Genomic DNA, 21,520 nt, shown 5'->3' with positions numbered 1-21,520 from the left:
CATGCAGCACCCGGCCGCCATCGTCGGGATGGCCGCGATCCTGCCCGGCGCCGGCGACCTCGACACGTACTGGCGCAACCTGGTCGAGGGCCGGGACGCCATCACCGAGGTCCCGGCGGCCCGGTGGGGCGGCCCGCACTACGACCCGGCCCAATCGCACCGGCCAGACCGGCTCTACTGCAACCGCGGCGGGATCGTCGACGAGTTCGCCACGTTCCAGCCGCTCAAGTACGGCATCATGCCCAACTCGGTCGACGACATCGAACCCGACCAGCTGCTCATGCTGGACGTGGCCACCGCCGCCATCGAGGACGCCGGCGGCACCGGCCGGATGCCGGACGCCGACCGGATCGGCGTCATCGTCGGCCGCGGCGGCACGCTCAGCCCCGGGCAGGCTCGGCACGCCCAGCGGGTGCGGCTGCCCACCCAGATGCTGCAGATCCTGCGCGAACTGCTGCCGGAGCTGACCGACGAGCAGATCGCCCGGGTCCGCGACCGTTTCGATGACCAGCTGGGGGAGTTCCACCCGGAGGGCACGATCGGCCTGGTCCCCAACCTGGCCGCGTCCCGGGTCGCGAACCGGCTCAACCTGCGCGGCCCCGCTTACACCCTCGACGCGGCCTGTGCCTCCTCGCTGCTCGCCGTCGACCAGGGCATCTCCGAACTGGCCGCCGGCAAGCTCGACCTGGTGCTGGCCGGCGGCGTCCACCACGTGCACGACATCAGCTTCTGGTCGGTCTTCAGCCAGCTCAAGGCCCTGTCCCAGCAGGGCAGGATCCGCCCCTTCGACGCCGACGCGGACGGCCTGCTGATCGGCGAGGGCACCGGCATCGTGGTCCTCAAGCGACTCGAGGACGCCGAACGCGACGGCGACCGGATCTACTCGGTCATCCGCGGCACCGGGGTGTCCAGCGACGGCCGCTCGGCCAGCATGTTCAACCCGGCCACCTCCGGCCAGGTACTGGCGCTGCGCCGGGCCTGGCAGGCGGCCGGCCTGGACCCGCGCGCCGCCGATGCCCTCGGACTGCTGGAGGCGCACGGCACCGCCACCCCCACCGGCGACGCCGCCGAACTGACGTCGGTCGCCGAGGTCTTCGGCCCGCACCCGGGCGGCGAACGAGCGGTCATCGGCTCGGTGAAGTCGATGATCGGCCACGCGATGCCGGCCGCCGGCATCGCCGGCCTGATCAAGGCGGCCCTGGCCGTGCACCACGGCGTCCAGCTGCCCACCCTGCACGTCGACCGCCCGCGCGCCGAGATGGCCGCAACCCGCTTCGAACCGATCCGCGCGGCAAGGCCGTGGGAGAGCCCCGGCCCACGCCGGGCCGGGGTGAACGCGTTCGGCTTCGGCGGCATCAACGCCCACGTAATCCTCGAGCAGTGGACGGCCCCGGTCCGTCGTACCGCAGGATCTTCCTCTCAAGATCAAGTTCTACGGCTCGCTGCCGACACCCCCGCCGAACTGCTGAAACTCCTTTCTTCTTCGCCAGCCGGCCCGGTCGGCACCGGGAATTGCCGGCTCGCCATCGCCGATCCCACGCCTGCCCGCATCAATGCGGCCCGCAAGATCGTCGAGCGCGGCGCATCCTGGCGTGGCGGCCGCGACGTCTGGTTCACCGCGTCGCCGCTCCTCGGATCCGGCGGTTCCGGGGACGGCAAGATCATGTTTGTCTTCCCGGGCGTCGAGGCCGAATTCGCGCCCCGCACCGCCGACGTGGCCGCCCTCTTCGGCCTGCCCGACAGCGAATGGTCCGCCGCCGATCTGGGCCGGCACGGCACCGGCCTGGTCGAATGCGGCGTCCTCCTGGACGAGGCACTGCGCAAAATCAACATCCACCCCCACGCGTACGCCGGACACAGCCTCGGCGAATGGACCGCGGCCCGAGTCAGCGGCCTGATGAGCACCGCCGCCGTAGGCGAGTTCCTGCACGCCTTCGACGCCGACGCGGTCGAGGTCTCCGGCTACGCGTTCGCGGCCATCGGCGCCGGTGTGGACGAGGTGGTCCCGCTGCTGGCCGCCTATCCCGGCGTGGTCCTGTCGCACGACAACGCCCCGGCCCAGACCGTGGTGAACGGCCCGAGCGACCAGATCGACCGCCTGGTCGAAGACCTGCGCGCCCGACGCATCATGTGCCAGGCCCTGCCGTTCCGCTCGGCCTTCCACACCCCGGTTTTCGAGCCCGGGTTGCGGGCCATCGGCGATGCACTGGGCCGCTGGCAGATCACCGAGAGCCGGGTACCGGTCTGGTCGGCCACCCTGGCCGCCCCGTTCCCACCCGACCCGGCCGAGGTAGCCGAGGTCTTCGTCCGCCACATGGTCACCCCGGTCCGGTTCCGCGACACGGTGGCGGCCATGCACGAGGCCGGCTTCCGCGTCTTCCTCCAGGTAGGAGCAGGCCAACTGGCCTCCCTGATCAGCGACAACCTGCCCACCCAAGACCACCTCTCGATGCCGGTAAACGTCTCCCGCCGACCCGGCACAGCCCAGCTGCGCCGGGTCGCCGCCGCCCTGTGGGTGGAGGGCGCCAGCCCCGACTTCACCCTGCTCGACCCGCCCCCCGCCGGATCAAACGTGGCGGCCGGATCGAACGCGGCCGTCGGGTCAACGCTGGCAGTCGGGTCGAAGGTGGCCGCGCCGGGCGCAGCTCGCGGCCCCGCCGTCCGGCTCGACCTCGGCGGCCCGCAGCTAACCCTGGGCGCCGACGCAAGCCAACTGCTCGACCGCAACCTGGTGCGCCCCAGCACCACCACAGGACGGGACGGCGTCGCAACGCGGGTCGGCGTCGTCCCCCCGGCGCGGCCCGCGAAGCTCCCGGCCGTGGCCCCGGCCCAACGTTCGCCCGAAAAACGTAAGGCGCCCGAACGTTCGTCGCCCGAACGTTCGTCGCCCGAACGAGCTGACACGGCGGCTGCGCTCGGGGCGCTGAAGCAGCTGGCTGAACATTCGTCCGCGGCGGCAGAACTAGCCGCCCTACTGCAGGAGACGGCGACCGACGCCGTCACCATGCTGTCCGCGACCTCGGTTCCGGTCACCCCATCACCGGCGCCGGGAAATGGAAGCGGCCCGGGGCCGGCGCCCGGGAGCGGTCTGCGGGCGACGCCGGTTCCGCCGATCCCGGTTGGGGTGTATCGGTCCAGCCTGCGGGTGTCGATGGAGGCTATGCCGTACCTCTTGGATCACTGCTTCTATGCGCAGCCGCCGGACTGGCCCAACGTGGACGACCGGTGGCCGGTCGTGCCGGCCACCACCGTGGCGCAGCACATGATGGACGCCGCGGAGGCGGCGGCGCCCGGCCGGAAGGCCGTGGCCATCCGGGAGGCCCGGTTCAACCGCTGGCTGATCGCGGCCCCGGCCCAGGATGTCGAGATCACCGTCAAGCGGGACGGCGAGCGCGAGGCCACCGTGGTCTTCGGCGGTTACGCGCGGTCGGTCGTCGAGCTGGCCCCGGCCTACCCGGAGCCGCGCGAACAGCTGTGGGCGCACGACCCGGCCACCGAGCGGCCGGCCGGCGTCGACGCCAAGACCATGTACGACGAGCGGCTGATGTTCCACGGCCCCCAGTTCCAGGGCGTCACCGCCGTGCACGCGATCGGCGACATGCACGTTCGCGGCCAGGTCACCACCCCGGCAGCCAAGGGGGCACTGCTCGACAACGCGCTGCAGCTGATCGGCAACTGGATCATCACGACCCAGGCGACCCGGACCGTGGCGCTGCCGGTGCGGCTGGGGCGGGTCAGCTTCCACGGCCCGCACCCGGCGGCGGGAACCGTTGTCGAGTGTGTCTGCCGGATCCGGTCGGTGGATCACGAGCAGATCGTCGGCGACTGCCAGCTGGTCGTGGACGGCAAGCTGTGGGCGCGGATCGAGGGCGTGGTGGACCGCCGGTTCGACAGCCACCCGACCGCGCGGCCGGCCGAGCGGTTCCCGTCCCGCTACCACATGTCGGAGGAGCAGCCGGAGGGTTGGACGCTCGCCTACGACTACTGGACCGACCTGGTCACCCGGGGGATGGCGGCGCGCGGCATCCTGGGCGCGGCCGGCGCCGCGGAGTACGAGGCAAAGCCCCCGGCCATCCGAAAATCCTGGCTGCTGGGCCGGATCGCGGTCAAGGACGCGGTCCGCTTCCGGCAGTGGGCGGCCGGACACCGCGACGTCTTCCCGATCGAGCTGACCGTCACCAACGAGCCGAACGGCCGCCCCCGGGTGCGGGTGCGACCGGGCAAAGGCCTGGTCGAGTGCGATGTGTCGCTGGCCCACAGCGCCGACATCGGAGTCGCCATCGCCCGTCCGGGCCACGGAAAATACGGCCCTGGCATCGATGTAACCGAGGTCAAGCCGGTCGAGGAGTCGACCGTGCGGTTCGCGCTCGGCCCAGGGGAGCAGGACCTGCTGGCGAAGCTCGAAAAAAGGGACCTCTGGTTCGCGCGCTTCTGGGCGGCCAAGGAAGCGGTCGCCAAAGCCGAGGGCACCGGTTTCAACGGCCGCCCCCGCGACTTCGTCATCACCGCCCACGGGCCGGACGGCCTGACCGTGACGGCCCATGGCCGTACCTATCTCGTCGCCCACCGGGAGGTCGGCAATCCGCCGGACCTTCCGTCCCGCCGCTATGTCGTCGCTTGGACCTGGGGCCCGGAAGGGCCCGCGAGATGAAGGAGTCATCAGTGATCCCCGTCGACACCCCCTCGGTCACCGCCGAGGTCACCCGGATCGTGCAGGCGGTGCTCGGCGACTTCGGCGCCGAGGAGATCACCCCGGAGAGTACGTTCCGCGAGGACCTGGGCATGGAGAGCATCGATGTGGTCGCGCTGGCCGGCCGGTTGCAGGCGCGATACGGCGCCGGCGTCAACCTGGCCCAGTTCGTCGCGACCCTGGACGTCGACTCGGTGCGTGAGTTGCGCGTCGGTCAGCTCGTCGACCACATCGTGCTGTCGATGAGCGAGGCGGGTGAGCGGCCATGACCCTGGTCCGGGCCAACGGCGTCACCCTGCACGTGCAGGAGCTGGTGCCGACCGGGGTGGCCGAGCCGCCGACCGCGGTGCTGCTGCACGGCCTGGCCACCGACTCGATGGCCAGCTGGTACTTCACGATGGCGTACCCGCTGGTCGAGCTGGGTTATCGGGTGCTGCTGCTGGACCTGCGCGGGCACGGCCGCAGCGAGAGGCCGACCATCGGGTACGCCCTGGACGACTTCGTCGACGACCTGTCCGCATTGCTGGAAAAAGAGAGGAAAGTGCTGCTGCTGGGCAACTCGTTCGGCGGCACGGTCGCGTTCGCCTACGCGGCGCGGCACCCCTCGCGAGTAAGCGCCCTGGTCAGTGTGGAATCAAGCCCACCCACCACCGCCTGGTTCGCCCGGCTCACCAACCGGATCGGCGAGCTGGCCGCCGCCGTGAGCCGCCCCCGCGCCCTGGTCACGGTCGGAGCCCGGCGCGGTGCCCTGGGCGCCCAGCGGGCCCAGGACGCGGCCCGCCTGCTGGCCGAGACCAGCGTGCGCGAGGAGTTGCCGGCCAGCCGCCTGCCGTCGCGCGACCGGCTGGCCGCGATCACCTGCCCGGTCCTCTGCCTGTACGGCGAACGGTCGCACGTGGTCGAGATGGCCCCCGAGACCCAGCGCCTGCTGCCCCAGGCCGCCCTGCGGGTCTTCGCCGGGCAGAAGCACACGCTGCTCATCGATCAACCGGAGGACGTCCGGGCCGCGATCACGGCCTGGCTGCGTACCTCTCAACCGGGAGGCTGACATGGAGCGTTCGATCATCATCAGCAACGGCCGCTGCGGTTCGACGTTGCTGTCCGACCTCATCCACGAGGAGCCGGAGACCCTGTCGGCGCAGGAGTTCTTCATGACCATGGCGCCCTGGTCGCGGTCGATGGAGGTGCTGACCGGCGCCGAGTACTGGGCTGTGCTGTCCAGCCCAAAAGAGGAAATTTCCACCCTCTTCCGGATCGGTCTCCCGCCGAAGGAGGTGCGCTACCCGAGCACGGGCAAGTGGGCGGCCAACCAGGAGGACATGCCCCGCATCCTCGGCATCACCCTGGCCAAGCTGACCGACGACCCGGACGGGCTCTTCGATCAACTCGCGCCGCGGGTGAAGGCTTTCCCCCGGCAAGAAGCAGCGCAGCATCACAAAGACTTCCTCGACCTCCTGGCGGCCCAAACAGGAAAGCAACGGTGGGTGGAACGCTCCGGCGGCTCCAGCCAGGTAGCGCCGTTCCTGCTGGCCAACTACCCCGACGCCCGGATTGTCTACTTGGAACGCAACTGGGCCGATTCGGCCAAATCGATGAGCAGGCACCCGTCGTTCCAACTCGTGCAACTGAGGGTGGAAGCGCTGAGCCGCTGGGGCATCGACCCCTTCCGGGTGCGCCCCGACCAGGAGGTACCCGAGGAACTCGCGCCCTACCTCCCCGACCGGATCACCCCCGAACTGCTGCAGCAACGCGGTGACGACCCGAGCCGCTACGTGCACCTGTGCGCCTTCATGAGCAGCCAGGCCCAGCAGGCGGTCGACGACGCAAAACCGGAAAACCTACTGCTCATGACGTACGAGGATCTGCTGCTCGACCCGGTCGGCCAGCTCACCCGCCTCGGCGAGTTCCTGCTCTTCGACGACCCAGCCGGCTGGGCCGACGGAGTAGCACACCGCGTCCGTACCAAATAGAGGAGAAACCTGCCGTGAGAATCACCGCGTTGGCCGCCGCCCTCGTCCTGGTCGTGGCGTCCGCCGCGCCGGCATCGGCGGCGGCCGCCGACGGCACCTACGAATACAAGCTGCTGGCCAAGGCCAAGCCCGACGAATGCTTCAACGGGATCGGCGTGCCTTACCCGGCCGGACCGCCCTGCGCCGAAGGCCAGCCCAAGGTCAACCAGGCGTACGTCTGGGGCCTCACCCGGGTCGGCACTGACATCTGGTTCGGCACCGGCACCAACAACAATTGCCTGACCACCGGCGCCACCCTGGGTGCGACGAAACCGGTGCTCAACGCCGACTACGTCTGCGAGTACGCCGAGAGCCAGATGGTCAAGAACGACCCGAAGATCCCTCCGGAGATCGGCGACGTACGCCCGCCGGAGGTCTGGGTGTACGACTCCCGTTCCCAGCGCAACACCGACCTGTCCGCCCAGATCGACAAGCGGTCCACCGACGACAAGTACCGCCGGGACCACACCATCGGCCTGCGGGCGGCCGGCAACTTCAAGGACGTCGTGCTGCTGGCCGGCCCGACCGCCGAGGGCTACGTGAACGTGTTCGCGTTCGACGCCCGCTCGCACCGCTACCTGGGCTCGACCACGTACACCGGCTACGGCAACGTCCGCACCTTCCTGCAGTACGACAACGCCCTCTACCTGGGCGTCGGGGTGGGCGTCAACGGCGGCGACGGCGGTGCCGTGCTGCGCTGGACCGGCTCGCTGAAGAGCCCGTTCAGCTTCGACGTGGTGGCGTCGCTGCCGGTCCAGGCGGCCGACCTGTCCGCTTATGACGGCCGGATCGCGGCCACCTCCTGGCCGGCCGAGGGCTCGGTCAACGCGCCCGAGAAGATGGCCGGCGTCTGGATCAGCCCGCTGCTGGCCGACGGCCTCCCCGGTCTGACCACCGAGGATGCGGCCGGCTGGAAGCAGGTGTGGAACGCCCGCCAGTACGAACCGGACAAGGTCACCGCGGCCACCTACGGCATGGGCGGCGTCGCCTCCTACGGCGGTTACCTCTGGTGGGGCAGCATGCACGTGCCGATGAAGGCCACCAAGGTGCACCAGAAGGTCTACCCGCAGGACACCGACGAGGCCAAGCAGGCACAGGTCAAGGGCACCCAGCGGGCAACGTCGATCTTCCGGGGCAAGAACCTCGGAACCCCGGATCAAAAGATCGAGCTGGTGTACGGGGCGGTAGCGCTGCCGGTCTACGACGGCGTCACCAAGACCTGGTCGAACAAGACGACCAACTACACCCCGCTGTTCGGCAAGTCCGGTTTTGATAACCCGTACAACAACTACACCTGGCGGATGGTGGTCACCGACGGGAAGCTGTTCGTCGGCACGATGGACTGGTCGTACGTCGTGCAGGACATCGTCAGCGGCGGCAGCCAGGTGGCCGCCCCCGACCCGGTCGGCTACGGCGGCGACCTGTGGATGTTCACCGATCCCGAGCAGAAGGCGACCGCGGTCAACACCACCGGGATGGGCAACTACCTCAACTACGGCATCCGCAACATGATCGTCGATGGGACCGGCGGCCTCTATCTAGGCATGGCCAACCCGATGAACCTGCGTACCGATCTCACGGATGACGTACCCGAAGGAGGCTGGGAACTCATTCACCTGACGAAATCCTGCAAATAGGATTACCCGCTCCGAACGCCGAGTGTGGAGGATGGCAGGATGCGACGGCTGGCCCTTTTCCTCCCGTTTTTCCTCCTCCTGGTGACGGCCTGCTCGAGTCCGGCCAAGCCGAAACCTGACCCCACCGGGGCCTCCGATCACACCATCCGGGTGGGTGCGCTCGACCGCACCTACCGGGTGTTCCGGCCCGTGATTCCGGCCGGCCGGAAGGCGGCCCTGGTGGTGGTCCTGCACGGCGCGGCCGGCACCGGCCGGCAGGCCGCCAAGTCGTACGAGTGGGACGACGCGGCCACGGCCGGCGGTTTCGTGGCCGTGTTCCCCGACGGCGTCCGGCGCACCTGGAACGCCTCGCCGGACTGCTGCGGGGTGGCCGCCCGCGACCAGGTCGACGACGTGGCGTTCATCAAGGCGCTGGTGGCCGAGGTGAGCCGGTCGATCCCGATCGATCCGGCCCGCGTCTTCGCCACCGGCATCTCCAACGGCGCCCTGCTCACCTTCCGCCTGGCCTGCGAGACCACCCTGTTCGCGGCAATCGCCCCGGTGGCCGGCACGATGATCAACCCGTGCGTGGCCCCCGCCCCGCTGTCGGTCCTGCAGATCCACGGCAAGGACGATCAGACCATTCCGTACGGCGGGGGACCGGGCCGCCGCAGCACCTCCGGCGACGGTCGCCTGCCCGTGAAGATCGACGGCCCCGCGGTGGAGGCCCTGAACGCCACCTGGCGAAAGGTCGACGACTGCCCGAAGCCGGCGGTGACCACCACCGGCGCGATCACGACCACGCTGGCCCGCTGCCCCGACGGCCGCGCGGTGGAGCTGATCGCGGTCGACGGCGCCGGCCACCAGTGGCCCGGCTCGGACGGCCCCGGCCCGATCGCCTCCCGCCTGCTGCGCCTGGACCCGCCCTACATGGCCCTGAACGCCACCGACACCATCTGGCGCTTCTTCAACGGCGTTTGACGCAACCATCTGGTTGCTATAGCTTGAGTGGCAACCAACTGGTTGCTACTAAGGAGACGTCATGGGCTTCCCCGACCGCATCGAGCGCACCCTCGAACTCACCCACTCACCCGAGCGGGTCTGGCAGGCACTGACCACCGCCGACGGCCTGGGCACCTGGTTCGGCAACAGCGCCGAGGTCGACCTGCGGGTCGGCGGCCAGGCCGTGCTGACCTGGACCAGCGGCGACAAGGCCACCCTGACCATCGAACGCCTGGAGGAGCCGCTGGTCTTCGGCTACACCTGGTCGCTCAACGGCCTGCCGCCGGAGGACCCCCGCCGCACCTACGTGGAGTTCACGCTGACCCCGTCGGCCGCCGGCACTACGCTGACCATGGTGGAGAGCGGATTCGCACAGCTACCGGACGACCAGCACAAGACCGCCTTCGGCGGCAACACCTCGGGCTGGACCAGCGAACTGGGCGAGTTGGTCGAATACCTCGATGGCAATTCCTGACCCCGAGGCGGTAGCCCAGGAGGTCTTCGCCGCCCTGGCCGACCCGAGCCGCCGAGCCATCCTGGCCACCTTGGCGTCGGCCGGCCCGGCGACGGCGACCGACCTGGCCGCCCGCCTCCCGATCACCCGCCAGGCCATCGCCAAGCACCTGGCCTTGCTGTCCGAGGCCGGCTTGGTGGTGGCCGAGCCGGGCGAACGCCGCCGAGTCCGCTACCGGGTGGACACCGCGTCAATGAAGGTGGCCCAGCAGTTCCTCGCCGCCCTGTCCCGAGACTGGGACGGCCCCCTCGCCGCCCTCCAGCAGCACCTGGGCTAGAAGTAGCCCTCGCGCTTGCGGTCCTCCATGGCCGCCTCGGAGACGCGGTCATCGCCTCGGGTGGCGCCGCGCTCGGTGACCCGGGTCGCGGCCACCTCGTCGATGACCTTCTCCACCGTGTCGGCGTCGGAGAGCACCGCGGCGGTCTGGGAGGCGTCGCTGACGGTGCGGCCGAAGTCGTCGCGGAAGGAGAACATCCGTTCCTTCGCGCGGGCCTTCTCCTCGTCTCGGCGGGCGCCGCCGAACAGTGCGTCGAAACGGTATTTCTCCACCGCGGCCAGCAGCACCGGGGTTTGGATGCGGTTGCGGGTGCCGTCCGGTAGCTCGCGGACCAGGCCGGTGTTGATCGCTTCCTGGACGCTGGCGACAACCAGGTGCAAACCCATTTCCGCAACGCGTGAGTCGCGATATTCGAGGACCTCGGGAAAGTTGTGCCCGGTGTCGATGTGCATCACCGGGAACGGGATGCGGGCCGGGGTGAACGCCTTCTCGGCCAGGCGCAACATCACGATCGAGTCCTTGCCGCCGGAGAACAGCATTACCGGGCGCTCGAACTCGGCCATCACCTCGCGCATCACGAAAATGCTCTCGGCCTCGAGCGCGTCCAGGTGCGAAACACGGTATGGAGAGGGCTGCTTCATTTGGCAATCGTATTGACCGTTGACGATGGGAACAATCGCCCGGGGAGGATGACCGTTTCGGTATGCGGGACAATTGATCAACCACAGGTCATTCATAGACTTCAATGTTTATCTCTCTTGCGTCCCCCAGAGGCGGTCCTCGGGCCGCTCGGCTGCACCACGCAAGAGCAGGAGGAAGGTTCATGCCACAACTACCGGAGCAGGACAACGAGGCGTACGTGCGGGAGGTCCACGACAAGGGCCTCGCGTTCGACCTCGGCACCATGTCCCGGCGGCGGATGCTCGCCGTTCTCGGCGGGGCCGGCGCCATCGCGGTGGCCGGCGGCTCGCTGATCGGCGCGAGCGGGCAGGCCGAGGCCGCGGCGGCGGCCTGTCTCGCCGAGGTCGAGTCGGAGACGGCCGGGCCGTTCCCGGCCGACGGCTCCAACGGCCCGGACGTGCGCGTGCTCAGCGGCATCGTGCGCAGCGACATCCGGCCCTCGTTCGGCACCTCCACCACCGTCGCCACCGGCGTCCTGCTGCAGTTCTCGCTCACCATCAACAACCTGGCCTGCACGCCGCTGGCCGGCGCCGCGGTCTACGCCTGGCACTGCGACAAGCTCGGCCGGTACTCGTTGTACTCGTCCGGTGCGACCACCCAGAACTACCTGCGTGGCATCCAGGTGGCCGACTCCACCGGCAAGGTCACCTTCACCACGATCTACCCGGCTGCTTACACCGGCCGGTGGCCGCACATCCACTTCGAGGTGTACTCGTCGCTGTCCAACGCGACAAGTGGGGCCGGGCCGATCCGCAAGACCTCGCAGATCGCGCTCCCGGAGGCCGAGTCCAAGCTGGTGTACGCCAGCAGCTACGGCTACACCGGCAGCACCGCCAACATGCGCCGGACCACCCTGGCCAGCGACATGGTGTTCGGCGACGACCTGGCCGCCCGGGAGATGGCCACCCTGACCGGCAGCGTGGCGGCCGGTTACGTGGCCAACCTGACCATCACGGTCGACCCGACCGATTCCGAATTGGCTGGCGGCGCTTCGCGCCTGTCGGCCTGACCGGGTCTGTCCCGTCCGGACCTAACTTTCCTCCCAGGGAATGGCCCTCCAGGTCCGGGCGGGACTCCGCCAGATGTCAGCTCGAGGTCAGCTCGATCGTCGCGACCATCTCGTCGAGCTGGGCGAGCGGGTCGAGAACCTTCCCGCGCAGGAATTCGTCGTGCCAGATCCGGAACGCGGTCACGGCGTACGCCACCTGCAGGCGTTGCTGCCAGCTCGGCTCGCCGCTCGTACCGTGCCGGGCCGCCAGCAGCGCGATGATCTCCTGTTCCCGTTCGGGTGGCACGCCCTGATGACCCTCGCGCAGGTGCGCCGAGTTCTGGATCACGGTGCGCAGGGCGCCGAGCCAGTCGCGGTGCTCGACCACGAAGACGCCGAGCTTGTGCATGGCGCTGCGCAGCACGGCCGGGTCGGGCATACCGGCCGGCGCGCCGGCGATGTGCTCGGACACCAGGCTCGTCATGTACCGCAGCGGCTCGCCGATCACGTCTTCCTTGCTGGCGAAATAGCGGTGGAACGTACGCGGCGCGATCTCGGCGGCCGCGCAGATGTCGGCCACCGTGACGTTGTCGTAGCCGCGCTGGATGAACAGCCGCCACGCCGTCTCGGCGGTCAGCACGCGGTTCCGCTCCCGCTTCAGGTCCCTCAGCCCGGTGATCGGCCCGCTCCCTTCCGGTTCCGCCATCCTAGGGCCTGTCCTGCCGATCACGCGGGGCTGCGGCGTGGCCCAGCCGCCGCCTGGCCGCACGGCGCGAACACCCAGATACAACACCGGTATCCGGGCGCCCGCGCCGCGCACCCAGACGACACCTGGACCTCGCCTCGCTCCCACGCGATCGGCAGGACAGGCCCTGGGCGTCGCTTCCGCTGTGACCCCGCTCTCAGAGACCCGGCTCGCTACCGCACCGCAACAGAGTCGTGGCACTGTCTGCCTCGTGGCAGATTCTGCCACGAAGGTTCAACCAGGGAGCAAGCCATGTCACAAGCCGTCGAAGTGGAAGCGCCACCAGCTCCGCCCGGGAAGACCTGGACCGGGCGGCAGGTCGTGATCCTGCTGGTCATCGGCGTGGGTGCGCTGATGGTGTCGCTCACCCAGTCGCTGCTGGTCCCGGTGATGAGCGAACTCGCCATCGACCTGAACACCGGCAGTGACGGCATCGCCTGGCTGCTCACCTCGACGCTGCTGGTCGGTGCGGTGGCGGTGCCCGCGTTCGGCCGGCTCGGCGACCTCTACGGCACCCGCAAGATGGTGCTCGTCGCGCTCAGCGCCCTTGTTCTCGGCTCGCTGATCTGCGCACTCTCCGACACCCTGGCCTGGATGATCGTCGGCCGCGCGGTGGTCGGCCTGTCGGTGGCCGTGGTGCCGCTGAGCATCAGCCTGATCGGTGTCACCCTGCCGAGGGAACACGCCGGCTCCGGCATCGCCGTGATCAGCGCCATGCTGGGCGTCGGCGGCGCCCTCGGCCTGCCGCTGGCCGGGGTCATCGCCGAGTACGCCGACTACCACGTGCTGTTCTGGATCTGCGTGGTCGGCGGCATCCTGGCCATCCCCGGCATCGTGCTGCTGGTGCCCGAGCCGCTCCGCTCGGCCAAGGGCCGGATGGATCTGGTCGGCACCGCCCTGCTCGGCGGCGGCATCCTGTCGCTGCTGCTGCCGCTGGCCCAGGGCGACTCGTGGGGCTGGGGCAGCGGCCGGACCGTCGGCCTGTTCGTGGCCTCGGCCGTGCTGCTCGTCGCGTTCGTGGTGTTCGAGCTGCGGATCAAGTCGCCGCTGGTGGACGTGCGCACCACCGCCCGGCCCGCGCTGCTGCTGACCAACATCGCGTCGCTGTTCGTCGGCTTCGCCCTGTTCGCCACCCTGATCGGCACCGCCACCTACGTGCAGGCGCCGGAGGCCACCGGTTACGGCTTCGGCAAGTCGATCCTGGTCGGCGGCCTGTGCATGCTGCCCGGCGGCATCATCATGCTGCTGCTGTCGCCGGTCTCGGCCAAGCTCAAGCCGCGGATCGCGCTCATCATCGGCTCGCTGATCATCGCGGTCGGCTTCCTCAGCCGGATCTGGCTCACCGGCAGCCTGTGGGAGGTCGTGCTGGGCGCCACCATCGCCGGCGCCGGTACCGGCATCGCCTACGCGGCCATGCCCGGCCTGATCATCCACGCCGCGCCGCGTTCCGAGCTGGCCGCCGCGAACGGGCTCAACGCCCTGTTCCGCAGCGTCGGCAGCTCCCTGGCCAGCGCCATCGGCGGTGCCCTGCTGGCCGCCAAGACGATGGACCTTGGCGGCCACGCGCTGCCCTCGCTGGGCGCCTACCAGCTGCTGTTCGCCATCTGCGCGGGCGCCGCGATCCTGGCCGCGGCCCTCGCGGTGTTCATACCTACCCACTCGGCCACGGCCGACGCCGCCCTGCCGGAGGAGTGATCGGCGGACGACGGCCACCGGAGAAGGTGGCCGTCGTCCCCGGCCGGACAAACTGAACGGCACGAACGTGCGATCGTCCCGGTCGCGGAAAACGGCAAAGGTGTCCGGATGGTTATCTTCCGCGCCAGACGTACGCTGATCGGTCTTGCCGTTGTCGCCGCCCTCGCCGGCGGATGCTCCTCGGGCGAGGACACGAGCACGTCCGCGGTGCCGGAGTTCGTGCCGCCGTCGGCGACGGCGGACACGTCGGCGTCGGCGCCCGCCCGCACCGAGGCCGGCCCGGCCACCCCGACGCCGAGCATCAAGCCGAAGCCGACCACCGGCAAGCCCCAGCCGAACGTGACCTGGACGCCGACCAGCAAACCCAGCAAGCCGAAGCCGGTGCCGGCCGCCACCACCGTCAAACCCGGGGAGGCGCAGAAGAACATCAAGGAAAACGCGTTCTGCTCGCCGATCGGCGGCCTCGGCTACACCAAGGCCAAGAAGAAGCTGACCTGCATCCTCAAGCCGGGGGACGAGCGGTCGCTCTGGCGGGTCGCCTGAGCACCAGCGCCGCCACGATCGTGCCGACGCACAGGGCGGCGGCGCTCAGTCCCAGCGACCAGTGCACACCGACCACCGCGCCGAACAGGCCGACGGTGATGCCGCTGCCGAACCGCAGGCCGCTCGCCGAGACGCCGTAGACCCCGATCACCCGGCCGCGTTCGGCCGGCGGGGCCAGCAGCTGCACCACGGTCTGTCCGATCGACATCGAGGCGAGGCTCGCCACCCCGCCGACGACCAGCAGCGACACCGATAACACGTAGTTTCCGGACATCGCGAAGAAGAGCGTGCTCACGCCGTACGCAAGCGTGCTGGCTATCGCCGCACCCACCGTAGGCGGAATCCATCCGGTGGCCTCCAGGAGGAGGCCGCCGAGGACGCCGCCGGCGCCGTTGGCAAAAAGCAGGATGCCGTACGCCGTGCCGGCGCTGCCGGCGCCGAGGTCCTGCGCGAAGATCGGCATGGCCGCCTGCATCGACGCACCGATGAAGAACGAACCCAGCCCACCCAGCACGATCATGCTGACAGGGTGGTGTTGGCCCGGATGGTGCGCAGCACCCGCAGCGAGGTGACCAGGCCGACCCGCTCGTGCTTGACGATGCCGCCGTCCCGGGTGTGCCCGGTGAACCGGGTGCGGAACAGGAAAATGGTCAGCGGCAGGTAGAACGCGATGTTCACGAAGATGCCCGCGGTCGGTCCGAGGCCGAGCAGCAGCGCCGACCCGATCACCGGCCCGAACAGCACGCCCAGGCTGCGGAACGTCGCGTTGAGCCGCACCGCGCTGCCCAGGTCCTCGTCGCCGACGAAGTCGTGCAGCATCAGCTGCTCGCCCGGCCCCCACAGCGACCCGGCCAGCCCGTGCAGGACCAGCAGCACGCAGGCGTGCCAGATCTGCAGCGTGCCGGTCAGCAGCAGCACTCCCCACAGCGCCGAGACCAGCATGAACAGCGCCTGCGCGGCCTGGATGACCCGGCGGCAGTCGAACCGGTCGGCCAGCCCGCCGAAGTAGACCGAGAAGAACAGGAACGGCACCCAGTGGCTGATCACCTCGAATCCGGCCAGGGCCGGCGAGTGGAACTTCTCCCACAGCACCCAGTACGTGATCACGTGCTCGATGTTGTCGGCCATCATCGCCAGGGCCGCGCCGAACAGGTACGGACGGCAGTCGGGGTTGCGCAGGGCGGCGAACCGCCGGGGTGCCGCGGTGCTCAGTCCTCCTCCTCGCGCGGTGCGCTGCCGGCGTGGCCCTGCTTCCAGTAGCCACGCACCGAGACCCGCTCGGCGGGCAGCCGGGTGCGCAGGTGGGTGCGCAGTTCGCGCATCTCACCGGTCTCGCCGGCACCCCAGGCGAAGCTCTCGGGTCCGAGCGGCAGCCCGGCGACGGTCGCGACCAGGGTGGACGCGTCAGGCAGCCAGGTCGCTTCTCGGTGCAACGTCCGTTGTGCCGCGCCGAGGGTGATCACCTGGGTCGGCACGGCGGCGGGCAGCTCCTCGAGGAAGCGCTCCAGGGCCGGCAGCCCGGTCTCGTCGGCGACCAGCAGGTAGTCGGAGCAGTCGGCCGGATAGATCTGCGACCCGCGCGGGCCGAGCACGCCGATCTCGGCGCCCGGTGCGGCGGTGATCGCCCAGCGCCCGGCCGGCCCGTGCTCGTGCAGCACGAAGTCGAGGGCCAGCTCCTTGGCGGCCGCGTCGAACCGCCGGATCGTGTAGTCGCGCATGTCGGGCCGCGGGCCACCGGGCGGCGGCAGCTCGACCCGGCCGGTGCCCGGGTCGGGCGGGACCAGCTTGACGTGGTCGGTCGCACCGAGCTCGCTGAACGGGAAGTCGGCCTCGAGGTCGTCCCCGCCCAGCCAGATGCGCCGCATGGTGGGGCTGAGCTCCTCGACCCGGCTCACCCGCAGCACCCGCCGCCGCGGCGTGCGCGGTTCGCGCCGGATCCCTTGGAATAGTTTTGCCACAAAACTATGCTGTCATGCTGTGACGCGCGTACGCAAGGAAAGTGAGCTGCCCGACCGTCTGGTCCGGCTGGTGCAGGGCCTGAGCCGCACCCTGGTGCAGGCCACCCGGCGAGCCGGTCACCTGCCCGCGCTGCCGGAATCGCAGGTGGCGGTGCTGCGCCGGCTGTCCCACTCGGGCGGCCAGACCCCCGCGCAGCTGGCCGACGACCTGCACCTGGCCCGCCCCACGATCAGCAACCTGGTGCGCGACCTGACCGCCGACGGCCTGGTCGAGCGCCGCCCGTCGCCGGCCGACGGCCGGTCGGTGCTGCTGGTCCCGACCGCCCGCGCCGAGGAGATGCTGAATGCGTTCCGGCAGGGCCGCTCGGAGGCGATGACCCGGGCGGTGGCTCAGCTGCCGGCCGAGGACCGGGCCCGGATCGAGGCCGCGCTGCCGTCGCTGACGCTGCTGCTGGACCGGATCCGCGCGCAGACCTAGGAGGGTCTTCGCGGCGAAAGCCCACGCGATCGCCGTTGGCATTTGTCTAATTTCGACCATGTCTTTCGCCCTGCCGATTTTCGCGGCCGCCGCCCTGTCGGTCACCCCGGTGCAGGCTCATCCGATCGACCAGGTGGTCCACCAGGTCTACCTGACGCCGGGCGACGGTGTGCTCGGCGTCGAGTTGGACCTCACGCCGGGTGCCCTGGTCGGGGCCGGTTTCGCCGGCAGCATCGACACCGACGGCGACCACCACCTGACCGAGGCGGAGACGACCGCGCATGCCGCGTCGGTGGGCCGCGCGATGCGCCTGGCCATCGACGGCGCCGACGTCCCGGTCACCGTGACCCGCACCCGATACCCCTCTTACGAGATTCTCGCGGCCGGCGGCGGCGCGGTGATCATCCTGGCGAGCGCGCCACTCCCGGCCGCGGCCCATAAGATCAACTTCCAGGAGGGGTACGCCACGGGAGAGCGCACGACCGTGCAGGCAGACGTGGTCGCCCCGGCCCACGCCACGGTGTCGGCGCACGACGTCACCCACGCCGCCGAGGGCCGCACCATCGCTTTCCGGCTGGGCCCGCCCACACCCGGCGCTTCCGTTCCGGACGAGAACCCGGGCGTCAAGGACCGAGCCCTGGCCGCCCTGCGCGAACCGCTCGCCTCACCCTGGGCGCTGCTGGTGCTGATCGGGGTGTGCGCGCTGCTGGGAGCGTTCCACGCGCTGACGCCCGGGCACGGCAAGACGATGCTCGCCGCTTATCTGATCGGCACGAAGGGCACACCCCGCCAGGCGGTAGCCCTGGGCGGCGTAATCACCGCCACGCACACCTCATCGGTGCTGATCCTGGGAGCCGCAGTCCTGGCCGCCGGCCACTACGTCCTACCCACCGTCCTGGTCCCCACCCTGGAACTGGCCACCGGCGCGGCGGTCCTGATCCTAGGAGTGCGAATAGCCCGCCGCCGCTGGCAAGACCTGCGCACCGGCCACCACACCCACAGTCATCCGCACCCACATGGCACCAGCCACGCCCACAGCCATGCGCACGCTGTCAGCCATGCGCAAGTTGATAGCTATGCACATGTTGTCGGCCATTCGCATGCTGATGGCCATTCGCACGCTGATGGTGGGCTGGTGCCGGGGGAGGACCCGCCGCTCGATCCGTCCCGGCGCGGGTGGCGGGAGGTGGCGGCGATGGGGATGTCGGGTGGGCTCATTCCGTGCCCGGAGGCGCTGAGCATCCTGATCCTCGCGGTCGGGCTGCATCGCACCGCGCTCGGGCTGGCCATGATCGTCGCGTTCAGCGTCGGCCTCGCCGCCGTTCTGGTCGTGCTCGGCCTGGTGCTGGTGTCGGCGCGGGGCGCGATCGCCCGGCTGCGGCCGGCGCGCGGCGAGCGCCTGTTCGCGAAGCTGCCGATGGTGTCGGCGGCCGTGGTCGTCGCGCTCGGCGCCGCGATGACCGTCGGCGGAGTCCTGAGCGTCGCGGCGGCGGCCTAGCTGGCGCGCCTCGCTTAACCCCGATCTTGATGGGCTGCTGTCGGTTCCGAGCGGGACTTCCACAAGATCGGGACGGGAGTGCGAGGGGCGGCCGTCAGGGGGTTGGGGGGTTGAAGGCGATGGTCAGGCGGCGGACGATCTCGGCGGTTCGGGCCAGCTCTTCGGTGGTGAACTCCTCGGCCGCCTCGTTCATTCGGCCGCCCAAGGGGACGAAGAACGCTGAAGCTACCCGGAACGCGGTGTCGCTCATCTTTACCGTTACGCGGCGGCGGTCGCCTGGGTCTCGGGAGCGGCGCACGTGGCCTACGTTCTCCAGGCGGTCTACCAGGGCGGTGGTCGCGGCGGGGCTCAGGCGCAGGCGGGTGGCCAGTTCGCCGACGGTGATCGGGTCGCCGGACGTCGTGCCCTTGCTGATCCACATGATGGCGTTCAGGTCGCTGCGGTGCAGCTGGTGGGCGCGGGCGAAGACGTCGACGAAGACGTCGCTCTCGACGGTGAACGTCTGCAGCGCGGCCACCAGGTCTTTCATTACGGCGTCGCGCTGCGGTTCGGGTTGCGGGGGCACGGATGACATCCTATCGTTTCCATGACCGAAAATTTCTGTCATCGAACTAATGAGGATTGCTCCCAATGACCAAGCGCAGTATCGCCTGGCTGACTACCCGCTTCGGGGTCCTCACAGTCCTCTTCGCGACGATCATTCTCTCCGGTCTCGCGTTTGCGTTCTCACCGGCCCAGCCGGAAGCGGGTCCGGCCGACGGTCTGCCCGCCGGGGCCCAGTCCACCCGGGTCACCGAGCTGGCCGACCGGTTCGCCAGCGGGCGCTCGGAGAGTGCCGTCCTGGTCTACGAACGGGCCGACGCGGCGCTCACCGACGCCGACCAGAGCGCGCTCGCCGAGGTGAGCACCAAGCTCGAGAACGCCGGCCGGGACGGGGGGAGCGCGAAGATCGGCGAGGCCGGCAAGCCGGTCCTCTCCGAGGATGGCCAGGCCGCCCTGGTGGTCATCCAACTGCCGGACGGCCTCGACTCCGACGCGCAGCACGCCGTCGTCGACCAGATCCGGGAAACGCTGCACGCCACCGACCTGCCTGCCGGCCTCACTGTGCAGGTCACCGGCGGGGCGGCGATCGGCCGGGACATCTCGGCCGCGTTCGAGGGCGCCGACGTCACCCTGCTGATCGCCACCGCGGTGGTCGTCGCGGTGCTGCTGCTGATCACCTACCGCAGCCCGATCCTGTGGATCGTCCCGCTCACCGTGATCGGGCTCGGCGACCAGGTCGTCGCGAAGCTGCTGCCGTGGATCGCCCGGATCGTGGGGGAGCGCACCGACGCCTCGGTCTCCGGCATCGTCTCGGTGCTGGTCTTCGGGGCCGGCACCGACTACGCGCTGCTGCTGATCTCCCGTTACCGCGAGGAGTTGCGCCGCACCGAGTCGCGCCAGGAGGCGATGACCCGGGCCTGGCGGGCGGCCGCCCCGGCGATCACCGCCAGCGCCGGCACCGTCGTGCTGGCCCTGCTCACCCTGCTTGCCGCGGTGCTCACCTCGAACCGGACGCTCGGCGTCTCGGCCGCCGTCGGCGTGATCGTCGCGCTGCTGTTCGGGCTGTTCGTGTTGCCGGCCGCGGTGGTGGCGCTGCCGCGCGGGGTGTTCTGGCCGAAGGTGCCGGCGGTGGGCAGCGCCGACCCGACCGAGACCGGCTGGTGGTCGCGGGTGGCCCGGGGCGTCGGCAAGCGGCCCGGTGCCGTACTCGCGGTGGCCCTCGGGGTTTTGGTTCTCTTCTCGGCGGGACTGCTGAAGCTCGACGTCGGGCTGTCGCAGACCGAGCAGTTCCGCACCAAGGTCGAGTCGATCGTCGCGCAGGAGGCCCTGGCCCGGCACTTCCCGGCCGGTGCCGCCCAGCCGGCCCAGGTGATCGTCGACTCGGCGCAGGCCGACCAGACCGACGCGGCTTTGCGCAAGGTCGCCGGGGTCGCGGCGGTGCTGCCGGCGGAGAAGTCCGTCGACGGGTCGCTCACCCAGTTCGGCGTGCAGCTGACCGACGACTCGGGGACGACGGCGGCCGACCGTACGATCAAGAATTTGCGGGCCGCCGTGCCGGATGCCCTGGTCGGCGGCGCCCCCGCCGCCGATTTTGACAAGCGCGAGGCCAACCTGCGCGATGACCGGGTGATCGTCCCGCTGGTGCTGATCGTCGTGCTGTTCGTGCTGCTGGCGCTGCTGCGCTCGCTGCTCGCGCCGGTTCTGCTGCTGGTCACCGTGGTGATCAGCTACGCGGCCAGCCTGGGGGCGGCGACCGTGCTGCTCAAGACCGGGTTCGACATGCCGGCCCTCGATGCGGGCGTGCCGCTGCTGAGCTTCCTGTTCCTGGTGGCGCTCGGCGTCGACTACAACATCTTCCTGGTTACCCGGGCCCGGGACGAGGCGATCCTGCGGGGTAGCACCCGGGCCGGGATGCTGCGCGGGCTGGCCGCTACCGGCGGGGTGATCACCTCGGCCGGCATCCTGCTCGCCGCGGTGTTCGCCGTGCTCGGGGTGCTGCCGGTCATCGTGCTCACCCAGATCGGGGTGGTGGTCGGCGTCGGGGTGCTTGTCGACACGCTGCTGGTGCGGACGGTCGTGGTGCCGGCGCTGGCGCTGCTGCTGGGCGAGCGGTTCTGGTGGCCGGCCCGGCCGGTATCCGGCAAACCGGAAATGTCCGAAGAGGAGAAGGCGCTGGCGCACGTCGACTGAGCGGGGTGGGAAAACCGGGTGTTGACATGCGGCGATAGATACAGGTGAATGGAAACACCGTTTCGGAGCGTGTTACAGACGACTCATGGAGGG

Annotated in this window: 20 protein-coding genes; 14 read left to right on the top strand and 6 right to left on the bottom strand. The window is 70.2% G+C overall.

From position 1 onward, the window contains the following. Position 1 precedes the first annotated feature (1 nt). The 8 genes from Ate02nite_RS44205 to Ate02nite_RS44170 all read left to right on the top strand — a co-directional run bounded on the left by Ate02nite_RS44205 (position 2) and on the right by Ate02nite_RS44170 (position 10,108). Entirely contained in the window at positions 2 to 4,651 is a 4,650-nt protein-coding gene (locus Ate02nite_RS44205; protein ID WP_203813940.1) for a type I polyketide synthase, read from the top strand. An 11-nt stretch (positions 4,652 to 4,662) separates the two neighbouring features. After that, positions 4,663 to 4,959, top strand: coding sequence for an acyl carrier protein (locus tag Ate02nite_RS44200; protein ID WP_203813939.1), 297 nt, complete (start codon positions 4,663 to 4,665; stop codon positions 4,957 to 4,959). After that, positions 4,956 to 5,738 (top strand): alpha/beta fold hydrolase, encoded by a 783-nt coding sequence (locus Ate02nite_RS44195; RefSeq protein ID WP_203813938.1) that lies wholly within the window; start codon positions 4,956 to 4,958, stop codon positions 5,736 to 5,738. Before Ate02nite_RS44200 ends, Ate02nite_RS44195 begins: the two co-directional genes overlap by 4 nt. 1 nt (position 5,739) lies before the next feature. Next, positions 5,740 to 6,660: a sulfotransferase domain-containing protein gene (locus Ate02nite_RS44190; protein WP_203813937.1), complete on the top strand. Its 921-nt coding sequence runs from the start codon at positions 5,740 to 5,742 to the stop codon at positions 6,658 to 6,660. A gap of 14 nt (positions 6,661 to 6,674) precedes the next feature. Continuing rightward, the gene (locus Ate02nite_RS44185; protein ID WP_239148154.1) at positions 6,675 to 8,336 is read left to right on the top strand and encodes a hypothetical protein; all 1,662 of its coding nucleotides are present in this window, start codon (positions 6,675 to 6,677) and stop codon (positions 8,334 to 8,336) included. 39 nt (positions 8,337 to 8,375) lie between these two features. Then, positions 8,376 to 9,296, top strand: coding sequence for a CE1 family esterase (locus Ate02nite_RS44180; RefSeq protein WP_203813936.1), 921 nt, complete (start codon positions 8,376 to 8,378; stop codon positions 9,294 to 9,296). A 61-nt stretch (positions 9,297 to 9,357) separates the two neighbouring features. Beyond that, the gene (locus Ate02nite_RS44175; protein ID WP_203813935.1) at positions 9,358 to 9,792 is read left to right on the top strand and encodes an SRPBCC domain-containing protein; all 435 of its coding nucleotides are present in this window, start codon (positions 9,358 to 9,360) and stop codon (positions 9,790 to 9,792) included. Next, on the top strand, positions 9,779 to 10,108 hold the full coding sequence (locus Ate02nite_RS44170; RefSeq protein WP_203813934.1) for an ArsR/SmtB family transcription factor: 330 nt from the start codon (positions 9,779 to 9,781) through the stop codon (positions 10,106 to 10,108). Before Ate02nite_RS44175 ends, Ate02nite_RS44170 begins: the two co-directional genes overlap by 14 nt. On the opposite strand, the gene cysD is transcribed toward Ate02nite_RS44170, so the two are convergent. After that, on the bottom strand, positions 10,105 to 10,749 hold the full coding sequence (gene cysD, locus Ate02nite_RS44165; RefSeq protein WP_203813933.1) for a sulfate adenylyltransferase subunit CysD: 645 nt from the start codon (positions 10,747 to 10,749) through the stop codon (positions 10,105 to 10,107). The two genes, Ate02nite_RS44170 and cysD, sit on opposite strands and share 4 nt — an antisense overlap. A gap of 182 nt (positions 10,750 to 10,931) precedes the next feature. Here cysD and Ate02nite_RS44160 point away from each other — a divergent pair, with 182 nt between their 5' ends. After that, positions 10,932 to 11,798: a dioxygenase family protein gene (locus tag Ate02nite_RS44160; protein ID WP_203813932.1), complete on the top strand. Its 867-nt coding sequence runs from the start codon at positions 10,932 to 10,934 to the stop codon at positions 11,796 to 11,798. 76 nt (positions 11,799 to 11,874) lie between these two features. Here Ate02nite_RS44160 and Ate02nite_RS44155 read toward each other — a convergent pair whose 3' ends face one another. Further along, positions 11,875 to 12,483, bottom strand: a complete 609-nt coding sequence (locus Ate02nite_RS44155) for a TetR/AcrR family transcriptional regulator (protein ID WP_239148153.1) — start codon at positions 12,481 to 12,483, stop codon at positions 11,875 to 11,877. Between the two features lie 291 nt (positions 12,484 to 12,774). Here Ate02nite_RS44155 and Ate02nite_RS44150 point away from each other — a divergent pair, with 291 nt between their 5' ends. Beyond that, complete coding sequence (locus Ate02nite_RS44150; RefSeq protein WP_203813931.1) at positions 12,775 to 14,217, top strand: MFS transporter; 1,443 nt, start codon at positions 12,775 to 12,777, stop codon at positions 14,215 to 14,217. A gap of 108 nt (positions 14,218 to 14,325) precedes the next feature. Next, positions 14,326 to 14,760 carry a hypothetical protein gene (locus Ate02nite_RS44145; RefSeq protein WP_203813930.1) on the top strand — a complete coding sequence of 145 codons (435 nt, stop codon included), beginning with the start codon at positions 14,326 to 14,328 and terminating at the stop codon, positions 14,758 to 14,760. Here the strand turns inward: Ate02nite_RS44145 and Ate02nite_RS49635 are convergent. The 3 genes from Ate02nite_RS49635 to Ate02nite_RS44135 form a co-directional block, all read right to left on the bottom strand. Next, complete coding sequence (locus tag Ate02nite_RS49635; protein ID WP_275423002.1) at positions 14,720 to 15,280, bottom strand: MFS transporter; 561 nt, start codon at positions 15,278 to 15,280, stop codon at positions 14,720 to 14,722. The two genes, Ate02nite_RS44145 and Ate02nite_RS49635, sit on opposite strands and share 41 nt — an antisense overlap. Further along, positions 15,277 to 15,867, bottom strand: a complete 591-nt coding sequence (locus Ate02nite_RS49630) for an MFS transporter (protein ID WP_275423001.1) — start codon at positions 15,865 to 15,867, stop codon at positions 15,277 to 15,279. The genes Ate02nite_RS49635 and Ate02nite_RS49630 overlap by 4 nt, the downstream gene beginning before the upstream one ends. 101 nt (positions 15,868 to 15,968) lie before the next feature. Next, complete coding sequence (locus tag Ate02nite_RS44135) at positions 15,969 to 16,718, bottom strand: siderophore-interacting protein (protein WP_203813929.1); 750 nt, start codon at positions 16,716 to 16,718, stop codon at positions 15,969 to 15,971. Between the two features lie 19 nt (positions 16,719 to 16,737). On the opposite strand from Ate02nite_RS44135, the gene Ate02nite_RS44130 reads away from it, so the two are divergent. Then, positions 16,738 to 17,196 (top strand): MarR family winged helix-turn-helix transcriptional regulator, encoded by a 459-nt coding sequence (locus Ate02nite_RS44130; RefSeq protein WP_203813928.1) that lies wholly within the window; start codon positions 16,738 to 16,740, stop codon positions 17,194 to 17,196. A gap of 58 nt (positions 17,197 to 17,254) precedes the next feature. Continuing rightward, positions 17,255 to 18,694 carry a nickel/cobalt transporter gene (locus Ate02nite_RS44125; RefSeq protein WP_203813927.1) on the top strand — a complete coding sequence of 480 codons (1,440 nt, stop codon included), beginning with the start codon at positions 17,255 to 17,257 and terminating at the stop codon, positions 18,692 to 18,694. 94 nt (positions 18,695 to 18,788) lie between these two features. Here Ate02nite_RS44125 and Ate02nite_RS44120 read toward each other — a convergent pair whose 3' ends face one another. Continuing rightward, positions 18,789 to 19,268: a MarR family winged helix-turn-helix transcriptional regulator gene (locus tag Ate02nite_RS44120; RefSeq protein WP_203813926.1), complete on the bottom strand. Its 480-nt coding sequence runs from the start codon at positions 19,266 to 19,268 to the stop codon at positions 18,789 to 18,791. A gap of 56 nt (positions 19,269 to 19,324) precedes the next feature. On the opposite strand from Ate02nite_RS44120, the gene Ate02nite_RS44115 reads away from it, so the two are divergent. After that, the gene (locus Ate02nite_RS44115) at positions 19,325 to 21,427 is read left to right on the top strand and encodes an MMPL family transporter (RefSeq protein WP_203813925.1); all 2,103 of its coding nucleotides are present in this window, start codon (positions 19,325 to 19,327) and stop codon (positions 21,425 to 21,427) included. Positions 21,428 to 21,520: the final 93 nt, after the last annotated feature.

Origin of the sequence: Paractinoplanes tereljensis, assembly GCF_016862435.1 — a bacterium.
Lineage (GTDB): Bacteria > Actinomycetota > Actinomycetes > Mycobacteriales > Micromonosporaceae > Actinoplanes > Actinoplanes tereljensis.
This window is presented reverse-complemented; position numbering and strand designations above follow the sequence as displayed.

Bases quoted from the DNA above. Each gene is read 5' to 3' on its own strand.
- Ate02nite_RS44175 (WP_203813935.1), top strand. From the start codon at position 9,358: ATGGGCTTCCCCGACCGCATCGAGCGCACCCTCGAACTCACCCACTCA.
- Ate02nite_RS44120 (WP_203813926.1), bottom strand. From the start codon at position 19,268: ATGTCATCCGTGCCCCCGCAACCCGAACCGCAGCGCGACGCCGTAATG.
- Ate02nite_RS44180 (WP_203813936.1), top strand. From the start codon at position 8,376: ATGCGACGGCTGGCCCTTTTCCTCCCGTTTTTCCTCCTCCTGGTGACG.
- Ate02nite_RS44170 (WP_203813934.1), top strand. From the start codon at position 9,779: ATGGCAATTCCTGACCCCGAGGCGGTAGCCCAGGAGGTCTTCGCCGCC.
- Ate02nite_RS44125 (WP_203813927.1), top strand. From the start codon at position 17,255: ATGTCTTTCGCCCTGCCGATTTTCGCGGCCGCCGCCCTGTCGGTCACC.
- Ate02nite_RS44190 (WP_203813937.1), top strand. From the start codon at position 5,740: ATGGAGCGTTCGATCATCATCAGCAACGGCCGCTGCGGTTCGACGTTG.
- Ate02nite_RS44205 (WP_203813940.1), top strand. From the start codon at position 2: ATGCAGCACCCGGCCGCCATCGTCGGGATGGCCGCGATCCTGCCCGGC.
- Ate02nite_RS44115 (WP_203813925.1), top strand. From the start codon at position 19,325: ATGACCAAGCGCAGTATCGCCTGGCTGACTACCCGCTTCGGGGTCCTC.
- Ate02nite_RS44145 (WP_203813930.1), top strand. From the start codon at position 14,326: ATGGTTATCTTCCGCGCCAGACGTACGCTGATCGGTCTTGCCGTTGTC.
- Ate02nite_RS44150 (WP_203813931.1), top strand. From the start codon at position 12,775: ATGTCACAAGCCGTCGAAGTGGAAGCGCCACCAGCTCCGCCCGGGAAG.
- Ate02nite_RS44160 (WP_203813932.1), top strand. From the start codon at position 10,932: ATGCCACAACTACCGGAGCAGGACAACGAGGCGTACGTGCGGGAGGTC.
- Ate02nite_RS44195 (WP_203813938.1), top strand. From the start codon at position 4,956: ATGACCCTGGTCCGGGCCAACGGCGTCACCCTGCACGTGCAGGAGCTG.
- cysD (WP_203813933.1), bottom strand. From the start codon at position 10,749: ATGAAGCAGCCCTCTCCATACCGTGTTTCGCACCTGGACGCGCTCGAG.
- Ate02nite_RS44155 (WP_239148153.1), bottom strand. From the start codon at position 12,483: ATGGCGGAACCGGAAGGGAGCGGGCCGATCACCGGGCTGAGGGACCTG.
- Ate02nite_RS49635 (WP_275423002.1), bottom strand. From the start codon at position 15,280: ATGATCGTGCTGGGTGGGCTGGGTTCGTTCTTCATCGGTGCGTCGATG.